This is a genomic window from Erwinia tracheiphila, assembly GCF_021365465.1.
GTDB lineage: Bacteria > Pseudomonadota > Gammaproteobacteria > Enterobacterales > Enterobacteriaceae > Erwinia > Erwinia tracheiphila.
The window spans coordinates 2,956,631-2,979,961 of the sequence record NZ_CP089932.1 but is presented as its reverse complement, the minus strand read 5'-3'; the positions used below and the strand labels follow the sequence as shown (position 1 = coordinate 2,979,961).

18 protein-coding genes and 1 pseudogene are annotated in these 23,331 nt (G+C 48.4%); 14 read left to right on the top strand and 5 right to left on the bottom strand.

Annotated elements, in window-relative coordinates; translation table 11 throughout:
• Positions 1-14: 14 nt before the first annotated feature.
• The 4 genes from pflA to ycaO all read right to left on the bottom strand — a co-directional run bounded on the left by pflA (position 15) and on the right by ycaO (position 6,249).
• Positions 15-755, bottom strand: coding sequence for a pyruvate formate lyase 1-activating protein (pflA, locus tag LU633_RS15700; protein WP_016189673.1), 741 nt, complete (start codon positions 753-755; stop codon positions 15-17).
• Between the two features lie 153 nt (positions 756-908).
• On the bottom strand, positions 909-3,191 hold the full coding sequence (pflB, locus tag LU633_RS15695) for a formate C-acetyltransferase (RefSeq protein WP_016189672.1): 2,283 nt from the start codon (positions 3,189-3,191) through the stop codon (positions 909-911).
• 79 nt (positions 3,192-3,270) lie between these two features.
• Complete coding sequence (focA, locus tag LU633_RS15690; RefSeq protein WP_016189671.1) at positions 3,271-4,125, bottom strand: formate transporter FocA; 855 nt, start codon at positions 4,123-4,125, stop codon at positions 3,271-3,273.
• Between the two features lie 366 nt (positions 4,126-4,491).
• A complete protein-coding gene (gene ycaO / locus LU633_RS15685; protein WP_016189670.1) occupies positions 4,492-6,249 on the bottom strand; it encodes a 30S ribosomal protein S12 methylthiotransferase accessory factor YcaO in 1,758 nt (585 codons plus the stop codon).
• Between the two features lie 308 nt (positions 6,250-6,557).
• Here ycaO and serC point away from each other — a divergent pair, with 308 nt between their 5' ends.
• The 11 genes and pseudogenes from serC to LU633_RS15630 all read left to right on the top strand — a co-directional run bounded on the left by serC (position 6,558) and on the right by LU633_RS15630 (position 20,256).
• Positions 6,558-7,643 (top strand): 3-phosphoserine/phosphohydroxythreonine transaminase, encoded by a 1,086-nt coding sequence (gene serC / locus LU633_RS15680; RefSeq protein WP_016189669.1) that lies wholly within the window; start codon positions 6,558-6,560, stop codon positions 7,641-7,643.
• Positions 7,644-7,725: 82 nt separating this feature from the next.
• Positions 7,726-9,012 (top strand): 3-phosphoshikimate 1-carboxyvinyltransferase, encoded by a 1,287-nt coding sequence (gene aroA, locus LU633_RS15675; RefSeq protein ID WP_016189668.1) that lies wholly within the window; start codon positions 7,726-7,728, stop codon positions 9,010-9,012.
• A gap of 185 nt (positions 9,013-9,197) precedes the next feature.
• Positions 9,198-9,881, top strand: coding sequence for a (d)CMP kinase (gene cmk / locus LU633_RS15670; protein WP_016189667.1), 684 nt, complete (start codon positions 9,198-9,200; stop codon positions 9,879-9,881).
• A 103-nt stretch (positions 9,882-9,984) separates the two neighbouring features.
• Positions 9,985-11,658 (top strand): 30S ribosomal protein S1, encoded by a 1,674-nt coding sequence (gene rpsA, locus LU633_RS15665; RefSeq protein WP_016189666.1) that lies wholly within the window; start codon positions 9,985-9,987, stop codon positions 11,656-11,658.
• Positions 11,659-11,746: 88 nt separating this feature from the next.
• Positions 11,747-12,031, top strand: coding sequence for an integration host factor subunit beta (gene ihfB / locus LU633_RS15660; RefSeq protein WP_016189665.1), 285 nt, complete (start codon positions 11,747-11,749; stop codon positions 12,029-12,031).
• A gap of 180 nt (positions 12,032-12,211) precedes the next feature.
• Positions 12,212-12,631, top strand: a pseudogene (gene tnpA / locus LU633_RS15655) (IS200/IS605 family transposase).
• A gap of 311 nt (positions 12,632-12,942) precedes the next feature.
• Entirely contained in the window at positions 12,943-15,201 is a 2,259-nt protein-coding gene (locus tag LU633_RS15650) for a ComEC family protein (protein WP_016189663.1), read from the top strand.
• Between the two features lie 34 nt (positions 15,202-15,235).
• The gene (gene msbA / locus LU633_RS15645) at positions 15,236-16,987 is read left to right on the top strand and encodes a lipid A ABC transporter ATP-binding protein/permease MsbA (protein WP_016189662.1); all 1,752 of its coding nucleotides are present in this window, start codon (positions 15,236-15,238) and stop codon (positions 16,985-16,987) included.
• Complete coding sequence (gene lpxK, locus LU633_RS15640) at positions 16,980-17,960, top strand: tetraacyldisaccharide 4'-kinase (protein WP_016189661.1); 981 nt, start codon at positions 16,980-16,982, stop codon at positions 17,958-17,960. The genes msbA and lpxK overlap by 8 nt, the downstream gene beginning before the upstream one ends.
• Before the next feature lie 43 nt (positions 17,961-18,003).
• Complete coding sequence (locus tag LU633_RS15635; RefSeq protein WP_052734699.1) at positions 18,004-19,137, top strand: winged helix-turn-helix domain-containing protein; 1,134 nt, start codon at positions 18,004-18,006, stop codon at positions 19,135-19,137.
• Positions 19,138-19,215: 78 nt separating this feature from the next.
• Positions 19,216-20,256 carry an IS481 family transposase gene (locus LU633_RS15630; RefSeq protein WP_046371791.1) on the top strand — a complete coding sequence of 347 codons (1,041 nt, stop codon included), beginning with the start codon at positions 19,216-19,218 and terminating at the stop codon, positions 20,254-20,256.
• A 34-nt stretch (positions 20,257-20,290) separates the two neighbouring features.
• On the opposite strand, the gene LU633_RS15625 is transcribed toward LU633_RS15630, so the two are convergent.
• Entirely contained in the window at positions 20,291-21,634 is a 1,344-nt protein-coding gene (locus LU633_RS15625; RefSeq protein WP_046371940.1) for an IS4 family transposase, read from the bottom strand.
• Between the two features lie 71 nt (positions 21,635-21,705).
• On the opposite strand from LU633_RS15625, the gene LU633_RS15620 reads away from it, so the two are divergent.
• From LU633_RS15620 to kdsB, 3 genes are all read left to right on the top strand, one after another.
• Positions 21,706-21,846, top strand: a complete 141-nt coding sequence (locus LU633_RS15620; RefSeq protein ID WP_016189659.1) for a hypothetical protein — start codon at positions 21,706-21,708, stop codon at positions 21,844-21,846.
• An 84-nt stretch (positions 21,847-21,930) separates the two neighbouring features.
• Positions 21,931-22,113: a Trm112 family protein gene (locus tag LU633_RS15615; RefSeq protein WP_016189658.1), complete on the top strand. Its 183-nt coding sequence runs from the start codon at positions 21,931-21,933 to the stop codon at positions 22,111-22,113.
• A complete protein-coding gene (kdsB, locus tag LU633_RS15610) occupies positions 22,110-22,856 on the top strand; it encodes a 3-deoxy-manno-octulosonate cytidylyltransferase (RefSeq protein ID WP_016189657.1) in 747 nt (248 codons plus the stop codon). The genes LU633_RS15615 and kdsB overlap by 4 nt, the downstream gene beginning before the upstream one ends.
• The last annotated feature ends 475 nt before the right edge of the window (positions 22,857-23,331 follow it).

Sequence of the window (23,331 nt, the reverse complement as noted above, 5' to 3'; positions counted from 1 at the left end):
ATTAAGTATGTAGATCAGTATATTACCTTATGACCATAGCTGGACAAAATATCCTTTATCCGTTCAATGGTCTCGGTTTTGGGCGGATGCACATTATGCAGCTTATATTCATGGCCCATCGCAACCCATTTATGTTTTCCAAGCTCGTGGTAGGGTAACAGTTCGATTTTCTCTACGTTATCCATATCACGCGTGAACTTCCCCAGGCGATGGGCGGAATCGTCATCGTCAGAATAGCCAGGCACGATAACATAGCGCACCCATGTCCGAATATTTTTCTTTGCCAGATAGCGTGCAAAATCAAGCGTACGATGGTTTGATACACCGACAAGGATTTGATGGACATCGTTATTGATTTGCTTCAGGTCCAACATAACTAAATCAGTAACCTCAAGTAGATCATCAATAATCGGATCATAGCGACGAACAAAACCATTGGTGTCCAGACAGGTATTGATCCCCTCAGCCCGGCATGCACGAAACCAGTCTCTTACAAATTCCGCCTGTAAAATAGCTTCTCCGCCAGATGCTGTTACGCCTCCACCGGATGCGTTCATAAAATGGCGATAAGAGGCTACATCTTTCATTAATTCTTCGACGGTTATCTCCCGACCGCCCTGCGTATCCCAGGTGTCACGATTATGACAGTAAAGACAACGCATCAGGCAGCCCTGAAAGAAAGTTATAAAGCGAATACCAGGACCGTCAACGGTCCCGCAGGATTCAAATGAATGGATGCGGCCTTTAACTGACATTGCGATATATTCTCCACGTTCGCCATCTGCCGTAGTCTTTCGCTACGTTGGTTTTTTATCAGTCACTTGAGAAACTGAACAGATGTCTGACAAATCTGGCTGATAAAAAGGCTCCCGTAGGGAGCCTTCAGTTTTTATAGGGAAGGGCCGTACTTACATTGTCTGTGTAAAGGTACGAGTGATAACATCCTTCTGCTGTTCTTTAGTCAAAGAGTTAAACCGAACAGCGTAACCAGACACGCGAATGGTCAATTGTGGATATTTCTCAGGGTTATCCATAGCATCCAAAAGCATCTCACGATTCATGACGTTGACATTGAGGTGCTGACCACCTTCGATGCTTGCTTCGTGATGAAAATAGCCATCCATCAGGCCAGCAAGGTTGGTCTTACGCACGTCATCATCTTTACCTAATGCATTCGGTACGATAGAGAAAGTATAAGATATACCGTCCTTAGCGTAGGCAAATGGTAGTTTTGCAACAGAAGTTAATGAAGCTACAGCACCTTTCTGATCCCGACCATGCATTGGGTTTGCACCCGGCCCAAATGGTGCACCAGCACGACGACCATCCGGTGTGTTACCCGTTTTTTTACCGTAAACCACGTTGGAAGTAATGGTCAGCACCGATTGTGTAGGAGTTGCGTTGCGATAAGTTTGCAGTTTCTGAATTTTCTTCATAAAACGTTCAACCAGGTCGCAGGCGATATCATCGACGAGAGGATCGTTATTCCCGAATTGTGGATATTCACCGTCGATTTTAAAATCAACAGCCAGGCCATCTTCATCACGGATAGTAGTCACTTTGGCATATTTAATCGCTGACAGTGAGTCAGCTGCTACCGATAGTCCTGCAATACCACATGCCATGGTGCGAAAGATATCCCGGTCATGCAGTGCCATCAGCGATGCTTCATAACTGTACTTATCATGCATGTAATGTATAATGTTAAGAGCAGTAATATACTGTTTTGCAAGCCAGTCCATAAAGTGGTCCATGCGATCCATGACTTTGTCATAATCCAGTACCTCATCCATGATTGGTTCTTCTTTAGGGCCAACCTGCATTTTTAGTTTTTCGTCGATACCACCGTTGATGGCATACAGCATTGTTTTTGCCAGGTTTGCACGGGCACCGAAGAATTGCATCTGCTTGCCGACGATCATGGGGCTAACGCAGCAGGCGATAGCATAATCGTCGTTATCAAAGTCAGGACGCATCAGATCATCGTTTTCATACTGCACTGAAGAGGTATCAATGGAGACTTTGGCAGCATATTTTTTGAAGTTGAACGGCAATTTTTCCGACCACAGAATGGTCATGTTTGGTTCGGGTGATGGCCCCATGGTATAAAGCGTATTCAGGAATCGGAAGCTGGTTTTGGTCACCAGAGTCCTGCCATCCACCCCCATGCCTGCTAATGACTCAGTTGCCCAGATAGGATCGCCAGAAAAAAGCTCATCGTATTCAGGCGTACGCAGGAAACGCACCATACGCAGTTTCATTACCAGGTGGTCAATTAATTCCTGCGCCTGCAGTTCGTTGATCTTACCTGCTTTAAGATCGCGCTCAATATAAATATCCAGGAAAGTTGATACGCGCCCGAAGGACATAGCCGCGCCGTTTTGCGATTTTACCGCGGCCAGATAGCCAAAATAGGTCCACTGAACTGCTTCCTGTGCGGTAGAAGCGGGCGCAGAAATATCACAGCCATATTTGGCCGCCATCTCTTTAATTTGCTGAAGCGCGCGGTGTTGTTCGGCAATTTCTTCTCGTAGCCTGATAGTCGCTTCGAGATTGACGCCATTCTCCATATCGCTTTGTAAGGAGGTAAACTGGGCAAATTTATCTTTCATCAAAAAGTCGATACCGTAGAGCGCAACACGGCGATAGTCACCGATAATACGACCACGCCCATATGCATCGGGCAATCCTGTCAATACCCCAGATTTTCTGCAGCGCAGAATATCTGGGGTATAAACATCAAATACACCCTGGTTGTGGGTTTTGCGGAAGTCGGTAAAGATTTTTTTCAGAGCGGGATCCAGTTCACGACCATAAACCTTGCAGGACCCCTCTACCATTTTGATACCGCCAAAAGGAATCAGGGCGCGTTTCAACGGTGCTTCGGTCTGCAAACCAACAATGGTTTCCAGTTTTTTATTAATATAGCCCGCATCATGTGAAGTGATTGTGGCCGCGAGGTCGGTGTCAAAATCTACAGGTGCATGGGTACGATTTTCGAGCTTGATGCCTTCCATCACCTGATCCCAAAGCAACGTCGTTGCTTCAGTGGCTCCAGTCAAAAACGTTTCATCGCCCTCATAGGGAGAGTAGTTTTTCTGGATAAAGTCACGAACGTTAACGCTTTTCTGCCATTCACCTTGTGTAAAGCCGTTCCATGCCGCAGCCAGTTTTTCATTGTGCTCGCTCATATGAATCTACCTCAATTACGTTAAATTCTTTCGTTCCCGCAGCTGGCAAAAGCTAACGGATGGCAAATTTTTTAATCAGTTAGTGATGCTCGTCACTACGCAAATAAATAACCCAGTAAGTGAGGCTGACAAGCAGCCCTCCAATGATATTACCGATAGTTACAGGGATGAGATTATCTGTAATGAAATTGCTGGTGGTCAGACTTGAAAAGTGAGCAGCCGTTGTTCCTGTTGCCTGCCAAAACTCAGGAGAGGCGAAGTCTTTAATCAGAATAGCCATAGGGATAAGAAACATATTAGCAATACTATGTTCAAACCCACTGGCCACAAACATGGCCACCGGCAGCACCATCGCTAACATCTTATCTGTAAGGCTACGCCCTGAGTAACTCATCCAAACCGCCATACAGACCATTAAATTCGCCAGTGTTCCCAAGCACACCGCTTCAAAAAAAGTATGGTGCATTTTATGATCGGCCGTTTGCAGAACATTTAATCCCCATGCACCATTTGCAGCCATATGTTGGCCAGCAAACCAGAGCAGTCCGACGAAGAACATCGCACCGAAAAAATTTCCGACATAAACATTTAGCCAGTTACCGGCAAGCTGCTCCCAGGTGATGCGACCGCTGGCTTTAGCGACCATTGTAAGCACGGTTGAGGTGAAGAGATCGGCACCGCATACCACAACCAGCATCAGACCTAATGAAAAGCAGATGCCACCTACCAATTTAGCCAGTCCGAAAGGCACTGCCTCTGTACCTGTTGTGGCGGTGATATAGAAAACAAATGCAATAGAAATAAATACACCAGCGGTGATTGACAGGAAGAATGTAGTGAACGGATGTTTCTGTGCTTTATAGACTCCGGCCTCTTCAGCAACTTTGGTCATTTCAGAGGGTAAAAGCAAATTAAACGGATTGCCAGCTTTCACACTAACTACTCCATAAATTAATTAACATGGAAATAGTAGCAGAGGAGCAGGTTTGATAAATTGACTTAGATCATGTTACATAATTAAGTGGATATTTAACATGCTGTTTTTTATTGCTTTTTATTTATAAACATTTGAATAATATGAATAAAAATTATTTTAACTTTCTTGATAAGATTTTATTTTGTTAAATTTTAGTAGTGCTTTTTTTGTAAGAAAATTAAAATGATTTATTTCAATTATCGTGCTTTTTGAGGCTGGATCGGTTTATTTTTTTAATTAGCCAAACTCATTCCTGTTTTGTTATTTATAATGGCACTTTAATTACTGGCGGCCTTATTATTTTACAGGCCGCCTTAAAGATTATTATTTCCAGTTGTTACGCTTGGCGTTTTGAAGTTTTTCGTATGCTGACAGGAGAGACTGATGAGCCGGGAATGCCAATAAATCATCATCTACCGGCTGTAAACCATAAAATGGTGCTTCACCACAGATTGCTGCTGACGCAGCTTCTACAGCTTCCTGCCCGTACATGCGTACAAAAGCATGATGATACTGTAAAGGATCGCGCTCATCTTCCATGCTAAGAAGCAATAATGTTTGCAGGCAACGGTAATAATTAGCCCGTTGAGGACTGAAAATGGAGGAGTTGAACTCCATGGTCCATTCGGTCCAGATCAGTGCCTGATTGATATCGCCGCCAGCCAGAGCCAACATGGCTTTTAGCTCACCCACGCGCAGCGTGTACCAACCATTATCCTTACCTGTGGCCATGCCGTACAGTTCACGGACGCGGGCAAAATCATCGTAGCCGTCCTCATCCAGTTGCTCCATTAAGGCCAGATAGTCTTCCTTATTCCACTTGCTATCAGGCAATTGAAGCACTGTCTGGCGTAATGGCGCACCCATGTTGTTATTAGCTAAAAGTAAATCTTCAGTCGGGTAAATATCTGACATACCAGGTACGATAATGCGGCATGCGTAAACGTCAAGATGCTGATAGTCGGCAATATATACCTCCTGGTTTTCAGCATTGAAAATCGCCATCAGCGTGGCGAATTCTTCTTCCGTAGTCCCGGCGAAGCTCCAGTCTGCAAATGGATAATCAGCATCATCCTTAAACATATCCCAGGAGATCAATCCGCTCGAATCAATAAAGTGGGTTTCCAGATTTGCATGTTCTGCCACTTCTTCATCATCAAAAGTTGGCGGAGTGAAAACATCCAAGTCTTTCAGACTGCGCCCTTGTAGCAGTTCAGTCACGGTGCGTTCAAGTGCTACGCCAAAATCAGGATGTGCCCCAAAAGAAGCAAAGCAGGTTCCGTTCTCACGATTGAACAACACGACGCAAATAACAGGGTATTTGCCACCGAGTGAAGCATCGTAAGAGAGGATCGGAAAGCCTTCTTCTTCCAATTTTTTTATCGATTCAACTACGGAGGGATAGCGATTGAGCACGTCATCGGGAATTGCCGGCAGGCTAATAGCCTCGGAAATAATACGATTTTTAATGAAACGCTCGAAAACTTCAGACAAACCCTGTACGCGAGCTTCATTAGCAGTATTACCCGCAGACATGCCGTTTGACACATACAGATTGCCGATAATATTCATTGGAATATAAACCGTTTTCAAATCGGACTGACGAATAAACGGCAGAGTACAGATCCCACGTTCACTATTGCCTGACTGTAGATCGATGAGATCGCTGGCATTCAGCTCCTGCTCAGGATCGTAGAATTTTTTCAGTCGTGAATCGAGCATTCCTTCAGGCAGTGTGTTGTCTGCCGGGAGTGGAAACCATTTTTCGTCAGGATAATGAACAAAATCACCGTTGGCGATGGTTTTACCCAGCCAGAAATCGGCAAAAAAATAGTTGGTTGACAGGCGCTCAAAGTATTCACCGAGCCCTGATGCCAGTGCCGCTTTTTTACTGGCACCTTTACCATTGGTAAAACACAGTGGGCAGTCCCGATCGCGGATGTGAACTGACCACACATGAGGGACCGGGTTTAACCATGAAGCCTCTTCAATATTGAAGCCAAGATTTTGTAGTTTTTGCTGAAAGCGTTCGATGGAATCTTCCAGCGCTGCATCTTTGCCTGGAATATAAGTTTGCGTCATAGTGCTCACTCGTTAGTGTTATACCGAAAACCTGTAATGATACGGGGTTTAGGTGAGGTGTGCTATCCGGTACAAAAAATTGATCAGGGCTATTCTGACCGTGTTTTTATATTTCTGTCAGGGGACATAGTGTGTTAACTGAAACCGTTTCGCAAAATATCGCGAACATTGCAGGTCAGGTTGCAAACTGTTGTGCAAGCTCACCTGTAACTGGTCGGTTTATCGGATAAAATATTGCAGCTCTTCGAAGGCAGTGATAAAACCGATTGCAGAATCGAAATTGATTATTCTGAAAGTGGTGAGGGTAAATGAGTCAGGTTTTCAATTTTAGCTCTGGTCCGGCAATGCTGCCGGTTGAAGTATTACAACGTGCTCAACAGGAGCTTTGTAACTGGCAAAGGCTGGGAACATCCGTCATGGAAATCAGCCACCGTAGCGAAGAATTTCTTCAGGTTGCTGAAGAGGCTGAAAAAGACTTTCGCGATTTGCTAAAAATTCCAGAAAATTACAAAGTCCTGTTCTGTCATGGTGGTGCCAGGGCGCAATTTGCGGCGGTTCCGATGAACCTGCTAGGGAACCATACCGTCGCAGATTATGTTGATGGCGGGTATTGGGCACAAAGCGCAATAAAAGAGGCGGCTAAATACTGCACGCCAAATATCATTGATGCTAAAACGACAGTTGATGGGCTTCGTGCCATTGCGCCAATGAGCCGTTGGTCGCTCTCTGCTGAAGCGGCTTATGTACATTACTGTCCGAATGAAACGATTGATGGTATTGCTATTCACGAAGAACCTGACTTCGGCGACAAGGTAGTGGTAGTCGACCTGTCATCGACAATACTTTCCCAGCCAATTGATGTTAATCGTTACGGTTTGATTTATGCCGGGGCTCAGAAAAACATTGGGCCTGCAGGTCTTACGCTGGTTGTAGTACGTGAGGACTTATTAGGCAGGGTGCATAACATGCTGCCTTCAATACTGAATTATCAGGTTTTGAGTGATAACGATTCAATGTTCAATACTCCACCAACATTTGCCTGGTACCTCTCGGGCTTGGTATTTAAATGGCTGAAACAGCAAGGTGGGGTGGCCGCGCTGGACAAACGTAATCAGGCGAAAGCTGACTTGCTTTACGGTGTAATCGATAAAAGCAGTTTCTACAGGAACGACGTTGCCGTCCCTAACCGCTCTCGAATGAATGTGCCGTTCCAGTTAGCGGATTCTGCATTGGATAAGCTCTTTCTGGAAGAATCTCTCGCTTCGGGTTTACACGCGCTCAAGGGGCATCGTGTTGTCGGGGGCATGCGTGCCTCAATCTACAATGCTATGCCAATTGAAGGTGTACGCGCGCTTACCGATTTTATGATCGACTTTGAACGTCGTCATGGTTAAGCCGGGAGTAATATCCTGATTTACCTGAAACCTCGCGATGCTGCGAGGTTTTATTGCTTTATATTTGGAGAATGATTTTTACATGCAGGAATCTCTGACGTTACAGCCTGTAGTATTGGTAGAAGGCACCGTTAATTTGCCTGGTTCCAAAAGTGTTTCTAACCGTGCGTTACTGCTGGCTGCACTGGCTAAAGGTACAACGCGCCTGACAAATTTGCTGGACAGTGATGATGTACGGCATATGCTCAATGCGCTCAAGATATTGGGTGTGAGCTACAGATTGTCTGATGATCACACGGTATGTGAAGTCATTGGACAAGGCGCGCCGTTGCATTCGGACAAGCCTCTGGAACTGTTTTTAGGTAATGCGGGTACGGCTATGCGCCCTTTGGCTGCTGTGCTTTGCCTGGGCGATAATGACATTGTTCTGACGGGTGAACCCCGAATGAAAGAACGCCCGATTGGCCACCTTGTTGATGCTTTATGCCAGGGGGGGGCCAAAGTAGAATATCTTGAACAGCAGAATTATCCACCGCTGCGCATTAAGGGTGGTTTCAACGGCGGTGAAGTTTCCGTTGATGGCAGCGTTTCCAGCCAGTTTCTCACCGCATTGCTAATGTCTGCACCGCTTGCTCAAAACGACACAAAAATAATTATCAAAGGTGAACTGGTCTCGAAGCCCTACATCGATATTACCCTCAATATGATGAAAGCTTTCGGTATTTCTGTTGAGAATGAAAATTACCGTGCGTTTAATATCACTGCCCGTCAACATTACATCGCTCCCGGTGAGTACCTTGTCGAGGGCGATGCTTCTTCTGCCTCTTATTTCCTCGCTGCGGCGGCTATTAAAGGCGGTACCGTGAAAGTAACGGGTATCGGACGTAATAGTATGCAAGGGGATATTCGCTTTGCAGAAGTTCTTGAGAAAATGGGTGCCGTGGTGAAATGGGGTGATGACTATATCTCCTGTTCACGTAACGTACTCCATGCTGTCGATTTTGACATGAACCATATTCCTGATGCCGCAATGACTATTGCCACAACCGCACTTTTTGCCACGGGTACCACGGTGCTGCGTAATATCTACAACTGGCGGGTAAAGGAAACCGATCGTCTGGCCGCAATGGCTACGGAACTACGTAAGGTAGGGGCAAAAGTAGAAGAGGGGCATGACTACATATGCATAACCCCCTCGGAAAACCTTCAATATGCCGAGATTGGCACCTACAACGATCATCGCATGGCAATGTGTTTTTCACTGGTGGCGCTGTCCGATTCGCCGGTGACAATTCTCGATCCAAAATGTACGGCCAAAACTTTTCCCGATTACTTTGAACAGTTAGCGCGTATCAGTCATTTTGCCTGAACCCGTAAGCCCACTGCCTGTAAGCGGTGTGCCTGTCTGAAAAATGTTCTCCAGGCCGGTATTAAAAGACGATTAATTCAGCCCTGCTGATGCTTAGGGGTAACGATTGCGGTTATTGAAGCGTATAATGCGCGTAGATACTTGTCTGAGCAGATTAATCGGATCCACACCGACAGGAGAATGACATGACGGCTTTAGCCCCGGTGATTACCATTGATGGCCCGAGCGGTGCAGGCAAAGGGACTTTGTGTAAGGCGATAGCTGAAGCATTGCAGTGGCATTTGTTAGATTCTGGCGCGATTTACCGTGTGCTTGCGCTCGCTGCCTTGCACCACCAAATTGATATCACCTCAGAAGAAGCGCTGGTGCCAGTTGCAGCTCACCTGGACGTGCGGTTTGTCTCAGAAAAAGGTGAGATGGAAGTAATCCTTGAGGGCGAAAACGTATCAGGTGAGATTCGTACACAGAATGTCAGCAATACCGCGTCAAAAGTTGCGGTATTTCCTCGTGTTCGTGAAGCATTGCTACGTCGTCAAAGAGCGTTTCGTGAGTCACCTGGCCTGATCGCCGATGGGCGTGATATGGGAACCGTCGTTTTCCCGGATGCGCCGGTTAAAATTTTTCTTGACGCCAGTTCAGAAGAACGCGCCCACCGACGAGTGCTGCAGTTGCAGGAGAAAGGCTTTAGTGTTAACTTTGAGCGCCTTTTATCCGAGATAAAAGAGCGCGATGAACGTGATCGCAATCGAGCGGTAGCGCCATTGCGCCCGGCGGCTGATGCGCTGGTATTGAATTCAACGGGTATGTCAATTGAGCAGGTGGTTAAAACTGTGCTCGAATACCTACACGAAAAGCTTGATAGTAAATAATGTATTTTAACCCTGTGACATGGATGTCATCGGGTATGTGAAACAACCCCACCCGGCAGGATGTCAGGTGGACGTTAAATTGAAGAATCATAAGATTATCAATATGACTGAATCTTTTGCTCAACTCTTTGAAGAGTCCCTGAAAGAAATCGAAACCCGCCCGGGTTCCATCGTTCGTGGTGTTGTTGTCGCTATCGACAAAGACGTCGTGCTGGTTGATGCGGGTCTGAAATCTGAATCTGCAATTCCTGCGGAGCAGTTTAAGAACACAGCTGGCGAACTGGAAATCCAGATCGGCGACGAAGTTGACGTAGCGCTGGATGCAGTTGAAGACGGCTTTGGTGAAACGCTTCTGTCTCGTGAAAAGGCTAAACGTCACGAAGCCTGGATCACGCTGGAAAAAGCTTACGAAGACGCTGAAACTGTTACTGGTGTTATCAACGGCAAAGTCAAGGGCGGCTTCACTGTTGAGCTGAACGGCATTCGCGCCTTCCTGCCTGGTTCTCTGGTGGATGTGCGTCCGGTGCGTGATACTCTGCACCTTGAAGGCAAAGAGCTGGAATTCAAAGTAATCAAACTGGATCAGAAACGTAACAACGTCGTGGTTTCACGTCGTGCGGTTATTGAATCTGAAAATAGCGCAGAACGCGATCAGTTGCTGGAAAATCTGCAAGAAGGCATGGAAGTCAAAGGTATCGTTAAGAACCTTACCGATTACGGCGCATTTGTCGATCTGGGTGGCGTTGATGGCCTGCTGCATATCACTGACATGGCATGGAAGCGTGTTAAGCATCCAAGCGAAATTGTCAATGTTGGCGATGAAATCACTGTTAAGGTGCTAAAATTTGATCGTGAACGTACCCGCGTATCTCTGGGCCTGAAACAACTGGGCGAAGATCCATGGGTCGCTATTGCTAAACGTTATCCTGAAGGCACCAGACTGACTGGCCGCGTGACTAACCTGACTGATTACGGCTGCTTCGTTGAAATCGAAGAAGGCGTTGAAGGTCTGGTACACGTTTCAGAAATGGACTGGACTAACAAAAACATTCACCCATCTAAAGTTGTTAATGTTGGTGATGTTGTTGAAGTTATGGTTCTGGACATCGACGAAGAACGTCGTCGTATCTCTCTGGGTCTGAAGCAGTGCAAATCTAATCCATGGCAGCAGTTCGCAGAAACCCATAACAAGGGCGACCGCGTTGAAGGTAAAATCAAGTCTATCACTGACTTCGGTATCTTCATTGGTCTGGATGGTGGCATCGATGGTCTGGTTCACCTGTCTGATATCTCCTGGAATGCAACCGGAGAAGAAGCGGTACGTGAATATAAGAAAGGCGACGAAATTGCCGCGGTTGTACTGCAGGTGGACGCGGAGCGTGAGCGTATCTCCCTTGGCGTCAAACAACTGGCAGAAGACCCGTTCAACAACTACATCTCTTTGAATAAGAAAGGTGCGATTGTTAACGGTAAAGTCACTACAGTTGATGCTAAAGGCGCTACAGTTGAATTGGCTGATGGCGTTGAAGGTTACCTGCGTGCTTCAGAAGCATCAGTTGATCGTGTAGAAGACGCGACACTGGTTCTGAACGTTGGCGACGATGTTGAAGCTAAATTCACTGGCGTTGACCGTAAAAACCGCCTTGTTAGCCTGTCTGTTCGTGCTAAAGATCAGGCCGATGAGAAAGAAGCCATCAATACTGTGAACGCTAAACAGGAAGAAGGTAACTTCTCTAACGCTATGGCTGAAGCATTCAAAGCAGCTAAAGGCGAGTAATAGCGTGTTTAACGAGGGCAGCGCAGGTTGTCCTTAATTGGCTGTTACTGTCGAGCCTTTTCCATTACAGGGATTAACCGGAGGATTCATGACCAAGTCAGAATTGATTGAAAGACTTGCTGGACAGCACTCTCATATACCGACGAAATTCGTTGAGGATGCGGTTAAAGAAATGCTGGAGCATATGGCGGCTACGTTAGCGCAGGGCGAACGCATTGAAATCCGGGGTTTCGGCAGTTTTTCTTTACACTACCGTGCTCCTCGCACTGGTCGTAACCCTAAAACGGGTGACAAAGTGGAGTTGGAAGGAAAGTATGTTCCTCACTTCAAGCCAGGTAAAGAGTTACGAGATCGTGCAAACATTTACGGCTAATGAATGCTGTCAGCTGACAATGTGATGTTAAACATGCAGAACCACGCTTTTGCGTGGTTTTTTACCCCTGCATGAACACCACCTTCTGTGGAGGTGGTCAGCAATAAGTTGACTCTGCCAGTCATGCTACTCATGGGAAAATCCGAATCTGTTATCCCTATAACTGCCAGAGATTTAACCATGAGTAGATTCCAGAAAGCATCTCATGTGTTCTGGTGTTGTCAATATCATATCGTATGGACACCCAGGTACCGGTTTCGCATCCTCAGGAACAATGTTGGTGGGCAGATAAGGATCTCAGGTGAGCAGCCCGGGATAGAAGTAGTGTAGCTGAATGACCAGACAGACCATGTCCATTTGCGGGTAAAAGTGCCTCCACGGCTTTCGATTTCCCATGTAACAGGCGACTTAAAGGGTAAAACAGCCCTTCGATTGTTCAGTAAATTTCCCTGCCTGCGTAAGAACAAGCAGTGGGGGAATGATTTTTGGGCAAGAGGTTATTGTGTCGATACCGTAGGTACAAACGAAGAAATGATAAGAAAGTACGTGAAGTATCAGGAAAAACATGAAGTTGAAGAGAGCCAGCTTCCACTGAAATAAGTGTGAAGGGAAGGCTCTCTGAGTCTGGACTTAGTGCGCCCCTGTGGGGCGAAATCAATGGCACCTGCTATGCAGGTGGTTTTTTACGCGAACATAAACCTCCCGGCACGGCTATACCTGAGTTTTCAATCAGACAAGGTTGAGAAAATTACCGGATAGGAATGATCTAATCGCAAGCAGGCCCGCAAAAAACATTACGTTTTGAAAGATTACATAATACTGTTGCGGCTCTTCTCTGGCTTATCAACTTTCCATACTGTTTCTCCGCAATGATTGCTGCACACTCTCTGAAATAAAAAGGAGTGTCTGCGATGCCCTACAGTCTTAGCAGATTAGCGATGTGGGTTATCATCGCGACACTGCCACTCAATATGCTTCCCCATTTACCAGACGCTAAATATGACTGGTGGTTCATCGCGGGAGCAATGGTTTTACGTTCAGCCCGTGCCAGATGGTTACGGGAGCTGGCTATACCACTGCTGCTGTTTATCTGGGTGGTATCACCAGCGAGAATTTTGCTGCAACAAACGGAGGCTTTCACTGCTCGCCCACTAGAAGCAACCGTACAAATAGAGCATGTTCAATCGGAAAGAATGACGCTGCGCGTTGTTCGTGTATCAGACAAGATGATATTTCCTCCAGTGCGTGCAACGGTCAGCCTGCCTGACCATGATGTATCATTTTGTGCGAGGCAGCGCTGGAAAATGAGACTGAAGCTGCGAGTCGTGCATGCCAGACTGAATGAAGGCGGATTTGATTCACAAAAGTTTTCTGTCGCTAATGCCGTGCCGATGAATGGAAAAATACTGACTTTTCAATCGATAAACACAGATTGTGGCTTGCGTCATCACATTATTGTCAAAAGCAAAGAAAACTACGGCAATCTGGCGTGGCATGCCATTCTCTCCGCTCTGGCATTTGGTGAACGAGGTGATATAGACGCTGTAGTGAACCAGCTGTTGAGAGAGACAGGAACGGCTCACCTTATGGCCATATCTGGAATGCATATCAGTCTGGCAGCCAGTTTTGGCTGGCTACTGACCCGTGTTATCCAGTTGTTTTTTCCTGTCCATTGGGTTGGCTACCGCTTTCCACTTATTTCAGGTCTCCTTGTAGCAGTGGCTTACACCTGGCTTTCAGGATGGGGGCCACCTTCAGTACGAGCAATAGTGGCTCTGAGCGTCTGGGGCATTCTGCGACTGCGCGGAATATGCTGTAGCAATTGGCAGGTATGGCGGATTTGTATTGGGTTTATCCTTTTCTTCGATCCATTGAGCATTCTTTCCGATAGTTTATGGTTGTCGGCCATGGCGGTGGCAGGATTGTTGTTCTGGTATCACTGGTTTCCGCTCCCCCAACGGTTTGCCGCAAAAAAACGCTGGTTATTATTGCAGCTCCTTCATTTGCAGCTCGCTATATTCCTGCTGCTCATGCCATTACAGATACAAATATTCCATGGGATCAGTATTAGCGCCCTTATTGCTAATTTATGGGCAGTACCTCTGGTTACCTTCCTTACCGTTCCCTTAATCCTCAGCGCCATAGTCTTCACTCTATTTACGCCTGTCAGCCAGTTTTTTTGGTGGCTGGCTGATAAAACGCTGCTGTTGGTTTTTACCCCGCTCGCTACATTGCCTGCGGGTTGGCTGCAGGTAAGTTATCAGGCTTTGTGGTTTAGCGCATTTGTATGGATGCTGGTGGTAGCGGGTCGTCTGGGATGGCTAAGAAGTTCTCCGGCATCCTTGCTGGCGCTTTGCATTGCTTTTTATTACTGGCATTTATCCGTTCGTTTGCCTGAATGGCGGGTAGATATGCTGGATATCGGTCACGGATTATCGGTAATTATTTCGCGCGATGGGAAAGCGGTCGTTTACGACACAGGTAATCGTTGGGAAGGTGGTGATGAGGCAACCCGACAAATCCTGCCATGGCTTAAATGGCAGGGACTTGAAGTGCAGCAAATCATTCTCAGCCACAATCATCTTGATCACACGGGAGGGCTGGAAAGTTTGCAGAAAGCGTTTCCGGATACGCTGTTACGAAGTGAAACAGGAAGGGGCGGGCATTTGCCCTGCCATCGCGGCATAAAATGGCGATGGCAGTCGATAAATTTTGAAGTGCTTTGGCCTGTGCAAGGGGAAGCGCTCTCTGTGAACAATCAATCGTGCGTGATTATGGTCAGTGATGGGAAATGGCGCGTATTACTGACAGGGGATCTGGAATCACTTGCAGAACTAAAAATGGTTAGCCGTTACCGCTCTGATCTGAAAGCTGATGTGCTGCAGGTACCTCACCATGGCAGTGGAACGTCTTCTTCACCTCCTTTTCTAAGGGCAGTGGAAGGAAGCGTGGCGCTGGCCTCTGTCGCACGTTACAATGCGTGGAAGCTGCCTGCTGAACGCGTTATTCAGCGTTATAAGGATTATCGCTATCGTTGGTTTGATACCGCAAGGGACGGGCAGATTAGCGTACAATTTTTCTCCTCTTACTGGCAGGTAGAGGGTTTAAGAGCGCAAATATTGCCCCGTTGGTATCATCAGTGGTTTGGCGTGCCACGTTATTCCAGGTAGAATATGCGGCTATTTCAATTAAACTGGTTAAATAATGCATCAGGATAAAGATCTTTCCACCTGGCAGACATTCCGCCGTCTCTGGCCGATGATCAAGCCATTTAAGACAGGGATAATCGTATCTTCCGTAGCACTGGTCATTAACGCTGCGGGTGATGTATTAATGATGTCATTGCTCAAACCGTTACTTGATGATGGTTTTGGCAAAGCAGACCCTTCCGTATTACTCTGGATGCCGCTGGCAGTCATCGGCTTAATGCTGGTACGAGGCGTAACAAGCTATATATCGAGTTATTTTATTTCGTGGGTTTCAGGCAACGTGGTGATGTCGATGCGTCGTCGTCTGTTCAGTCATATGATGGGAATGCCGGTCGCTTTTTTCGATCAGCAATCAACCGGGACGCTGCTCTCACGCATCACTTATGACTCTGAACAGGTCGCCTCCTCCTCTTCAAGTGCGCTGGTCACCGTGGTACGCGAAGGTGCATCCATTGTCGGTCTGTTCGTCATGATGTTTTATTACAGCTGGCAGTTATCAATTATTTTGATTGTTCTGGCACCAGTTGTCTCATTCGCCATCCGCTATGTTTCTAAAAGATTTCGTAACATCAGCAAAAATATGCAAAACACGATGGGGCAAGTCACCACCAGTGCAGAGCAGATGTTAAAAGGCCATAAAGAAGTGTTGATATTTGGTGGACAGGAGATCGAAAGCGAACGCTTTGATCGCGTGAGCAACCGCATGCGCCAACAGGGAATGAAACTGGTTTCCGCATCATCCATTTCCGACCCGATCATTCAGCTTATTGCCTCACTGGCGCTGGCTTTCATCCTTTATGCGGCAAGCTTCCCCAGTGTGATGCAGACACTGACCGCAGGTACGATTACGGTCGTTTTCTCCTCGATGATAGCGCTGATGCGTCCGTTAAAATCACTGACGAACGTCAATGCGCAATTTCAGCGCGGTATGGCAGCCTGTCAGACGCTGTTTTCCATTCTCGACAGCAAGCAGGAAACGGACAGTGGCAGTCGAACCATCGAACGTGCAAAAGGCGACGTCGAATTTCGTCAGGTCACCTTCACCTATCCGGGACGCGACGTTCCGGCCCTGCAGAATATCAATCTGTCTATCCCTGAAGGAAAAACCGTGGCGCTGGTGGGGCGATCTGGCTCGGGGAAATCGACAATCGCCAGTCTGATGACGCGCTTTTACGATATACAGCAGGGTGAAATATTAATAGATGGCCACGACCTGCGGGAATATACCCTGCGCTCATTACGCAACCAGGTGGCGCTGGTTTCGCAAAATGTTCATCTTTTTAATGATACCGTCGCCAACAATATTGCCTATGCACGGGCAGAGCACTACAGCCGTGAAGACATTGAGAAAGCTGCGATAATGGCGCATGCCATGGACTTTATTAAAAAAATGGACAATGGCCTCGACACGGTTATTGGTGAAAACGGCGTGTTACTTTCTGGTGGTCAGCGTCAGCGTATTGCTATTGCACGCGCATTGTTACGTGATTGCCCAATCCTTATTCTTGATGAGGCGACGTCCGCGTTAGATACCGAATCGGAACACGCCATTCAGGCCGCGCTTGATGAATTGCAAAAAAACCGCACCTCGCTGGTTATTGCTCACCGCCTTTCCACCATTGAGAAAGCAGATGAGATCGTGGTGGTTGAAGACGGTCACATCGTCGAACGGGGAAGCCACAAGGTGCTTCTGGCGCACAAGGGTGCCTACGCGCAGTTGCACAAAATGCAGTTTGGCAATGATTGAGAAACTCTGGAGTGGGCGTTCAGTACTCTGTCTGCTTTTGCTGCCGTTGAGCTGGCTGTACGGACTTGTTTCTAATCTGATTCGTTTCAGTTACCTGCTGGGTTTACGTAAGAGCTGGCGGGCAGCGGTGCCAGTGGTGGTGGTGGGAAATCTCACCGCTGGCGGCAACGGTAAAACTCCTGTGGTTATCTGGTTGGTTCAGGCGTTGCAACAGCGAGGCCTGCGGCCGGGCGTGGTTTCACGCGGCTACGGAGGCAAAGCTGAACGTTATCCATTGTTGCTCAACGAACAGACCTCCACCCGGGAGGCAGGGGATGAGCCAGTACTGATTTATCAGCGCACTGGCGCGGCGGTTGCCGTCTCTCCACACAGAAAAGATGCCGTGCAGGCGTTACTGGCTGGTGGGGAAATTGATGTCATCATCACTGATGATGGCCTGCAACATTATGCTCTGGCGCGAGATTTTGAGATCGTGGTCGTGGATGGCAAGCGCCGTTTTGGCAATGGCTGGTGGCTTCCTGCGGGGCCAATGCGTGAACGAGCATCGCGACTAAGCAGCGTGAATAGCATTATTACCAATGGAGGCGAAGCCCTGGCGGGTGAGATACCAATGCGACTGGTTCCCGGTCGTGCGGTTAATCTTAAAACGGGTGAAACCTGCGCGCTTGATATGCTGAACGCTGTCGTGGCGATGGCCGGTATCGGTCATCCCCCGCGTTTTTTCTCCACACTGCACCAGCAAGGGCTGATACCGATAAAAGAAGTGCCCTTTGCCGATCATCAGGACTACTCGCAAACGCAGCTTGCTTCTCTGGTTGCGCCCGATCAGACATTGCTGATGACGGAAAAGGACGCGGTAAAGGCACGACCTTTTGCCTTAGCCAACTGGTGGTATTTGCCTGTTGATGCGCAGTTGCCCGAGCCAGCCGCTTATGATTTGCTTGAGCGTATTGTTGATCTTCGGGTCAAATAGTCGTTAACACTCAACTTAATGCTTCTTTCTTTGATGGTGCGTTATGCCTGTTTTGTCTCTTTCTCTTCGTCATGCGCGTCATCTGCAACTTGCTGCCCAGGGGGTGCTGCGTCCCGTCCGACGTAAAGCCTGTTTTGATGACCTGAACGCGGTCATTCGCCGAATGTCTTTGTTACAAATTGATAGCATCAACGTCGTGGCTCGCAGCCCATATCTGGTGCTGTTCAGTCGGCTGGGCGATTATCCGCCACACTGGCTGGACGAGGCCCTTTCAGGCGGCAGACTGTTTGAGTATTGGGCGCATGAGGCCTGTTTTATATCCATTGAAGACTATGCCCTGTTTCGCCACCGGATGCTGAACCCGCGCCTTCCCGGCTGGAAATATGACACGGAATGGATTGCCGCCTGGCAACATGAAATTAGCGCGCTACTCGACCATATTGCCAGGAATGGACCGGTAAAGTCCGCCGATTTTTCTGCGCCATCAGGGCAAAAGCCAGGATGGTGGGCCTGGAAGCCGCAAAAGCGTCATCTGGAAAATTTGTTCAGCGCGGGAGAACTGATGGTCAAAGAGAGGCAGAATTTTCAGCGTGTATACGATCTGCGCCAGAATATTATGCCGGAATGGAATGATGTACTGCATACCCTGGATGAAGCAGCGGCCATTGAGCAGATGCTGTGTAACAGCGCGGCAGGTCTGCGCATTTTTCGTCCTCAATGGCTTGCTGGCTATTACCGCTTAAAAAACGCACTTGTTAAAGAAACCCTCTGCCACTGGCTTGAATCTGGCGAGATCGTGCGCGTCGATGCCGAAAAAATGGGTGAATGTTATCTGTATCAACCTCAGTCGACAGACCCTGAGTCTACCCTCCACGACACGTACACCGCGCTGCTTTCTACTTTTGACCCGCTGATCTGGGACCGCAGACGGGCGCGCGAGTTGTTCGATTTTGATTACCGACTGGAATGCTATACGCCAGAAGAGAGACGTCAGTATGGCTATTTTGTTCTGCCCGTACTGCACCGTGGCGCATTGAGAGGGTGGCTGGATGCAAAAATGCTGCGTAAAGAAAAAACATTGCTGATCAAGCAATTCTGGCTTCAACCAGAGGTAAAGATCGGTCAGCGTCTGCTTAATGCTGGTCACTTAAGGTGTATTAGTCGCGACTTGATCTGACACTGGACCTTGAAAGGTTGAGAGTTACCGGTTTTGATATGGGTGTCTAATCCTTAAACAAAACGCGAGGTAACTCTCATGATTCATACTAACAATCCCATCATCAAACACAAAGCCGGCCTGCTCAATCTCGCCGAAGAACTCGGTAACGTATCAAAAGCCTGCAAGATCATGGGCGTGTCACGCGACACGTTTTACCGTTATCAGGAACTGGCTGCTGAAGGCGGCATCGATGCGCTGATTAACCAGAACCGCCGCGTCCCCAACCTGAAGAACCGCGCCGACGAAGCCACTGAACGCGCTGTTGTTGAATATGCCGTTGAGTTCCCGGCCCACGGGCAACACCGGACCAGTAATGAGCTGCGTAAAAAAGGCGTGTTTATCTCCGGTAGCGGCGTGCGCTCCATCTGGCAACGGCACGACCTGGAGAACTTCCGTAAACGCCTGAAGGCACTTGAGGAAAAGGTCGCCAGAGAAGGCATCGTGCTTACCGACGCTCAAATCGCAGCGCTGGAGAAGAAGGCCCACGATGACGAGGCCAGCGGAGAAATCGAAACTGCTCACCCGGGTTATCTCGGGTCGCAGGACACCTTCTACGTGGGCAATCTGAAAGGTGTGGGTCGTATCTACCAGCAGACGTTCGTGGATACGTACTCGAAAGTGGCACACTGCAAGCTGTATACGAGTAAAACGCCGATCACCGCCGCAGACCTGCTCAATGATCGCGTACTGCCGTTCTACGAGGCTCAGGGACTGCCGATGCTGAGGATCCTGACCGACAGGGGAACGGAGTACTGTGGTAAGGTGGAGCAGCATGATTACCAGCTGTATCTGGCCATCAACGATATCGACCATACAAAAACGAAGGCGATGTCTCCGCAGACGAACGGCATCTGCGAGCGCTTCCATAAAACTATTTTGCAGGATTTTTATCAGGTTACGTTCCGTAAGAAGTTATACGAAGACCTGGAGAGCCTGCAAACGGATCTGGACAACGGGTTGTGGCATTACAATAATGAGCGAACTCATCAGGGAAAAATGTGCTGCGGGCGTACGCCAATGGCCACGTTACTTGATGGTAAACGAGTCTGGGCAGAAAAAAATCTGAACCAGATGTAATCTGACAGACACCTGTATAAATAACCGGTAACTGTCAGATCAGGTCTGAGCTAGTACACTTAAGGTGACCAGCAACCTTTTTATCCGGATATTTCCTGCTCTTTACCCTCAACTCTCTCGGGTAACTTCGCTCTCTTCTACCCGGTAACACAAGCCATTTCGCCTGTTCATACAGGGTTCTCAGTTCTCCCGGCATTTTTCCCGGCGAAGCCCAGGGCAGGGTTATCAGCATCCGGATTATTTCGCTTATCGCTCCACTGAAGCTCAGCTGGTAAGGCAGGTAATCTCCTTTCAGATGGAACGCCATCTGCACCATCTGATATCGCACCAGGTTATAAGCCAGCAGTACCCCCCATAGCTCCTGTCTCACCAGCTCCGGCAGGCGACTGCGTAATGTCCACCGGCTGTCCAGCATACCCTGCTTTGCTTCCCGGTAGCCCAGTTCTATTTCCCAGCGGTGGCGATATAGCTCGCTGATATCTTTACCCGGATAGCGATTCGGGTCTGTCAGTGACGTCAGCACCTGCCTCTCTTTACCGTCTACCCTGCGGGTCAGCAGTCTTGCCACCATTTCTTCCGGGACCCCTGGCCATTGCTTCCTGGCTCGTGGACTGGTTTTCAGGCATATCAGTTCATCTCCACGCCCCAAACGGCGAACCACCTGATACTGTACGTGTTTTTTCAACGGCAACAACCAGTGACGGTGTTCTCCTGCTGTCTGCCAGTGATGAAGCAGACCCATCGAATAAAATCCCTTATCGAACAGGGTGATACTGTTATTCGGGGTTTTCTCCGTCAGGTGTTCAGCCAGCCGCATTTCACTGACTTTTTCACTGTCGAATGCACTGGCGGCGATCAGATGGCTGCTCAGCTCCATCAGACAAACCATTCGCACCTGAGGATAGCCGCCTTCGCCGTACTGGCTGCTGTGTTTACTGAAGACGGCTCTGTTTTCCGGCGTATCGGCGGTACGCCAGACCACGCCGTCGACAGCAAACAGATTCAGACCGTGCCATTTTGGATGTGCAGCCTGCTGATTCCAGTGCTGCTGTGTGATATCAAAAAGCTCCCGCACTGCATTTTCACCCAGAGTCTTACGGCGCTGAATGACAGCGCTGCGTGCGGTAAAAGGAGCTCCGGTCCGGTCAGTAATATCCATCAGATTGACGATTTCGGTCATCGGACGATCGCAAAAAATGGACATCCCAACGACAAGCCAAATCATGGATTCGAGGGAAAGTTTACGTTTACGCAAAGTAACGGTATCGGTCAGGGTGAGCGCCTGCTGAATAAGCTCGGGAGGAATAAGGTCGGCGAGACTACGGGCGCGCTCAGGAGTGGCGGCATTGATGATGCCGAGGGCCTGGGAAAGTTCCATTTAAAAAGGGTTCCATGATGAACATAGAACCCTTTTTACCGCATAAACCGGATCGGTCAACCGATCCTTAAATGATCGGCATTAAGCGTCTGCTGGACGATGTGTGTCTTGCTGTTATCCGTTTCGCCCGCTGGCAGGGGGCAGAGTCCGTGCTGCTGGAAAAGCGAAATGATGCGCTGGCAGAAGCGTGGCATAAAAGCTGGGCAGTATAGACACAGCGCGCTCCGGGGTAACTTTCCTGCCGCGAGCTATGCTATTCTAATCGCCTGTCTGAACGGTTCCTCAAGGGAGATACCATGGATCACCGATTACTCGAAATAGTTGCCTGCCCTGTTTGTCACGGAAAGCTTTATTACATCAAAGACCAGCAAGAACTCATCTGTAAACCTGACGGTCTGGCTTATCCCGTTCGTGACGGCATTCCTGTTTTGTTAGAAACACAAGCGCGTTCACTTCGTCCTGAAGAGAGCCATCCATGAGTTTTATCGTCATTATTCCTGCCCGCTTTGCGTCTACAAGATTGCCCGGAAAACCGCTGCTGGATATTCACGGTAAGCCGATGGTAGTGCATGTGATGGCACGTGCGCTTGAGTCGGGTGCTGACAGAGTGATCGTGGCAACGGACAATCAGGATGTCGCGCGGGCGGTGGAAAAAGCCGGTGGCGAAGTTTGCATGACTCGGGCTGACCATCAGTCTGGTACTGAGCGCCTTGCTGAGGTGATTGAGCTCTACCAGTTTGCAGATGATGCCGTCATCGTTAATGTGCAGGGGGATGAGCCAACCATCCCGCCTGTCATCGTCCGACAGGTCGCTGATAATCTGGCAAAAAGCACCGCAGGTATGGCTACGCTTGCTGTACCCATTGCTTCAGCAGAGGAAGCCTTCAACCCGAACGCAGTTAAAGTTGTCAGGGATGCGCAAGGCTATGCGCTGTACTTTTCCAGAGCAACCATTCCCTGGGATCGTGAGCGTTTTGCTGTTTCTCATCAGACCATAGGTGATCATTTCCTGCGCCATATTGGTATTTATGCCTACCGTGCGGGTTTTATTCGTCGTTATGTCAGCTGGCAGTCCAGCCCGCTGGAACAGACAGAACTGCTGGAGCAGCTTCGCGTGCTGTGGTACGGCGAAAAGATCCATGTGGATGTTGCAAAAGTGGTTCCAGGCGTTGGTGTTGACACGCCGGAAGATTTGGTCCGGGTTCGTGCTGAAATGCAATAATGTTTTGGGGCTGTCCCGGCCCCTGCCTGTTCCGCGCATTTTTCAGGGATAAACCGCCCTACCGATGGATATGGGCAGGACGCTAACAATGGAACAACGTCGTTCAGAATTATCGCTGGTGAGCCGTCTTGCATGTATCAGTGGATACTGGAAACTCTGATCGCTTTACAATGATCGAGGCCATTTCATTTTGCTGGTGGTAAAATACTTTAATATCAAGAGTGTTGCTGCACAGGAAGCATACAAGCTTTCAATGCTGGCGCGGGGCCGCATGATTCGTATGCCGATGGTGTGGGGTGGTGGGTTCACGTATATCCTGAACATAGCGCCCTTACAGGGCGAGCGTCACGGCTCTGCCGTTCCGAGGGTGTTCATGACCGGCTCACAGCTTTATACTCTGCGGTATGTTAATTTCTCAGGAAATCATTCACATTGCCCGTAGCAAAGCCCCCAGAAAGCGTAAACCCACGCCCTC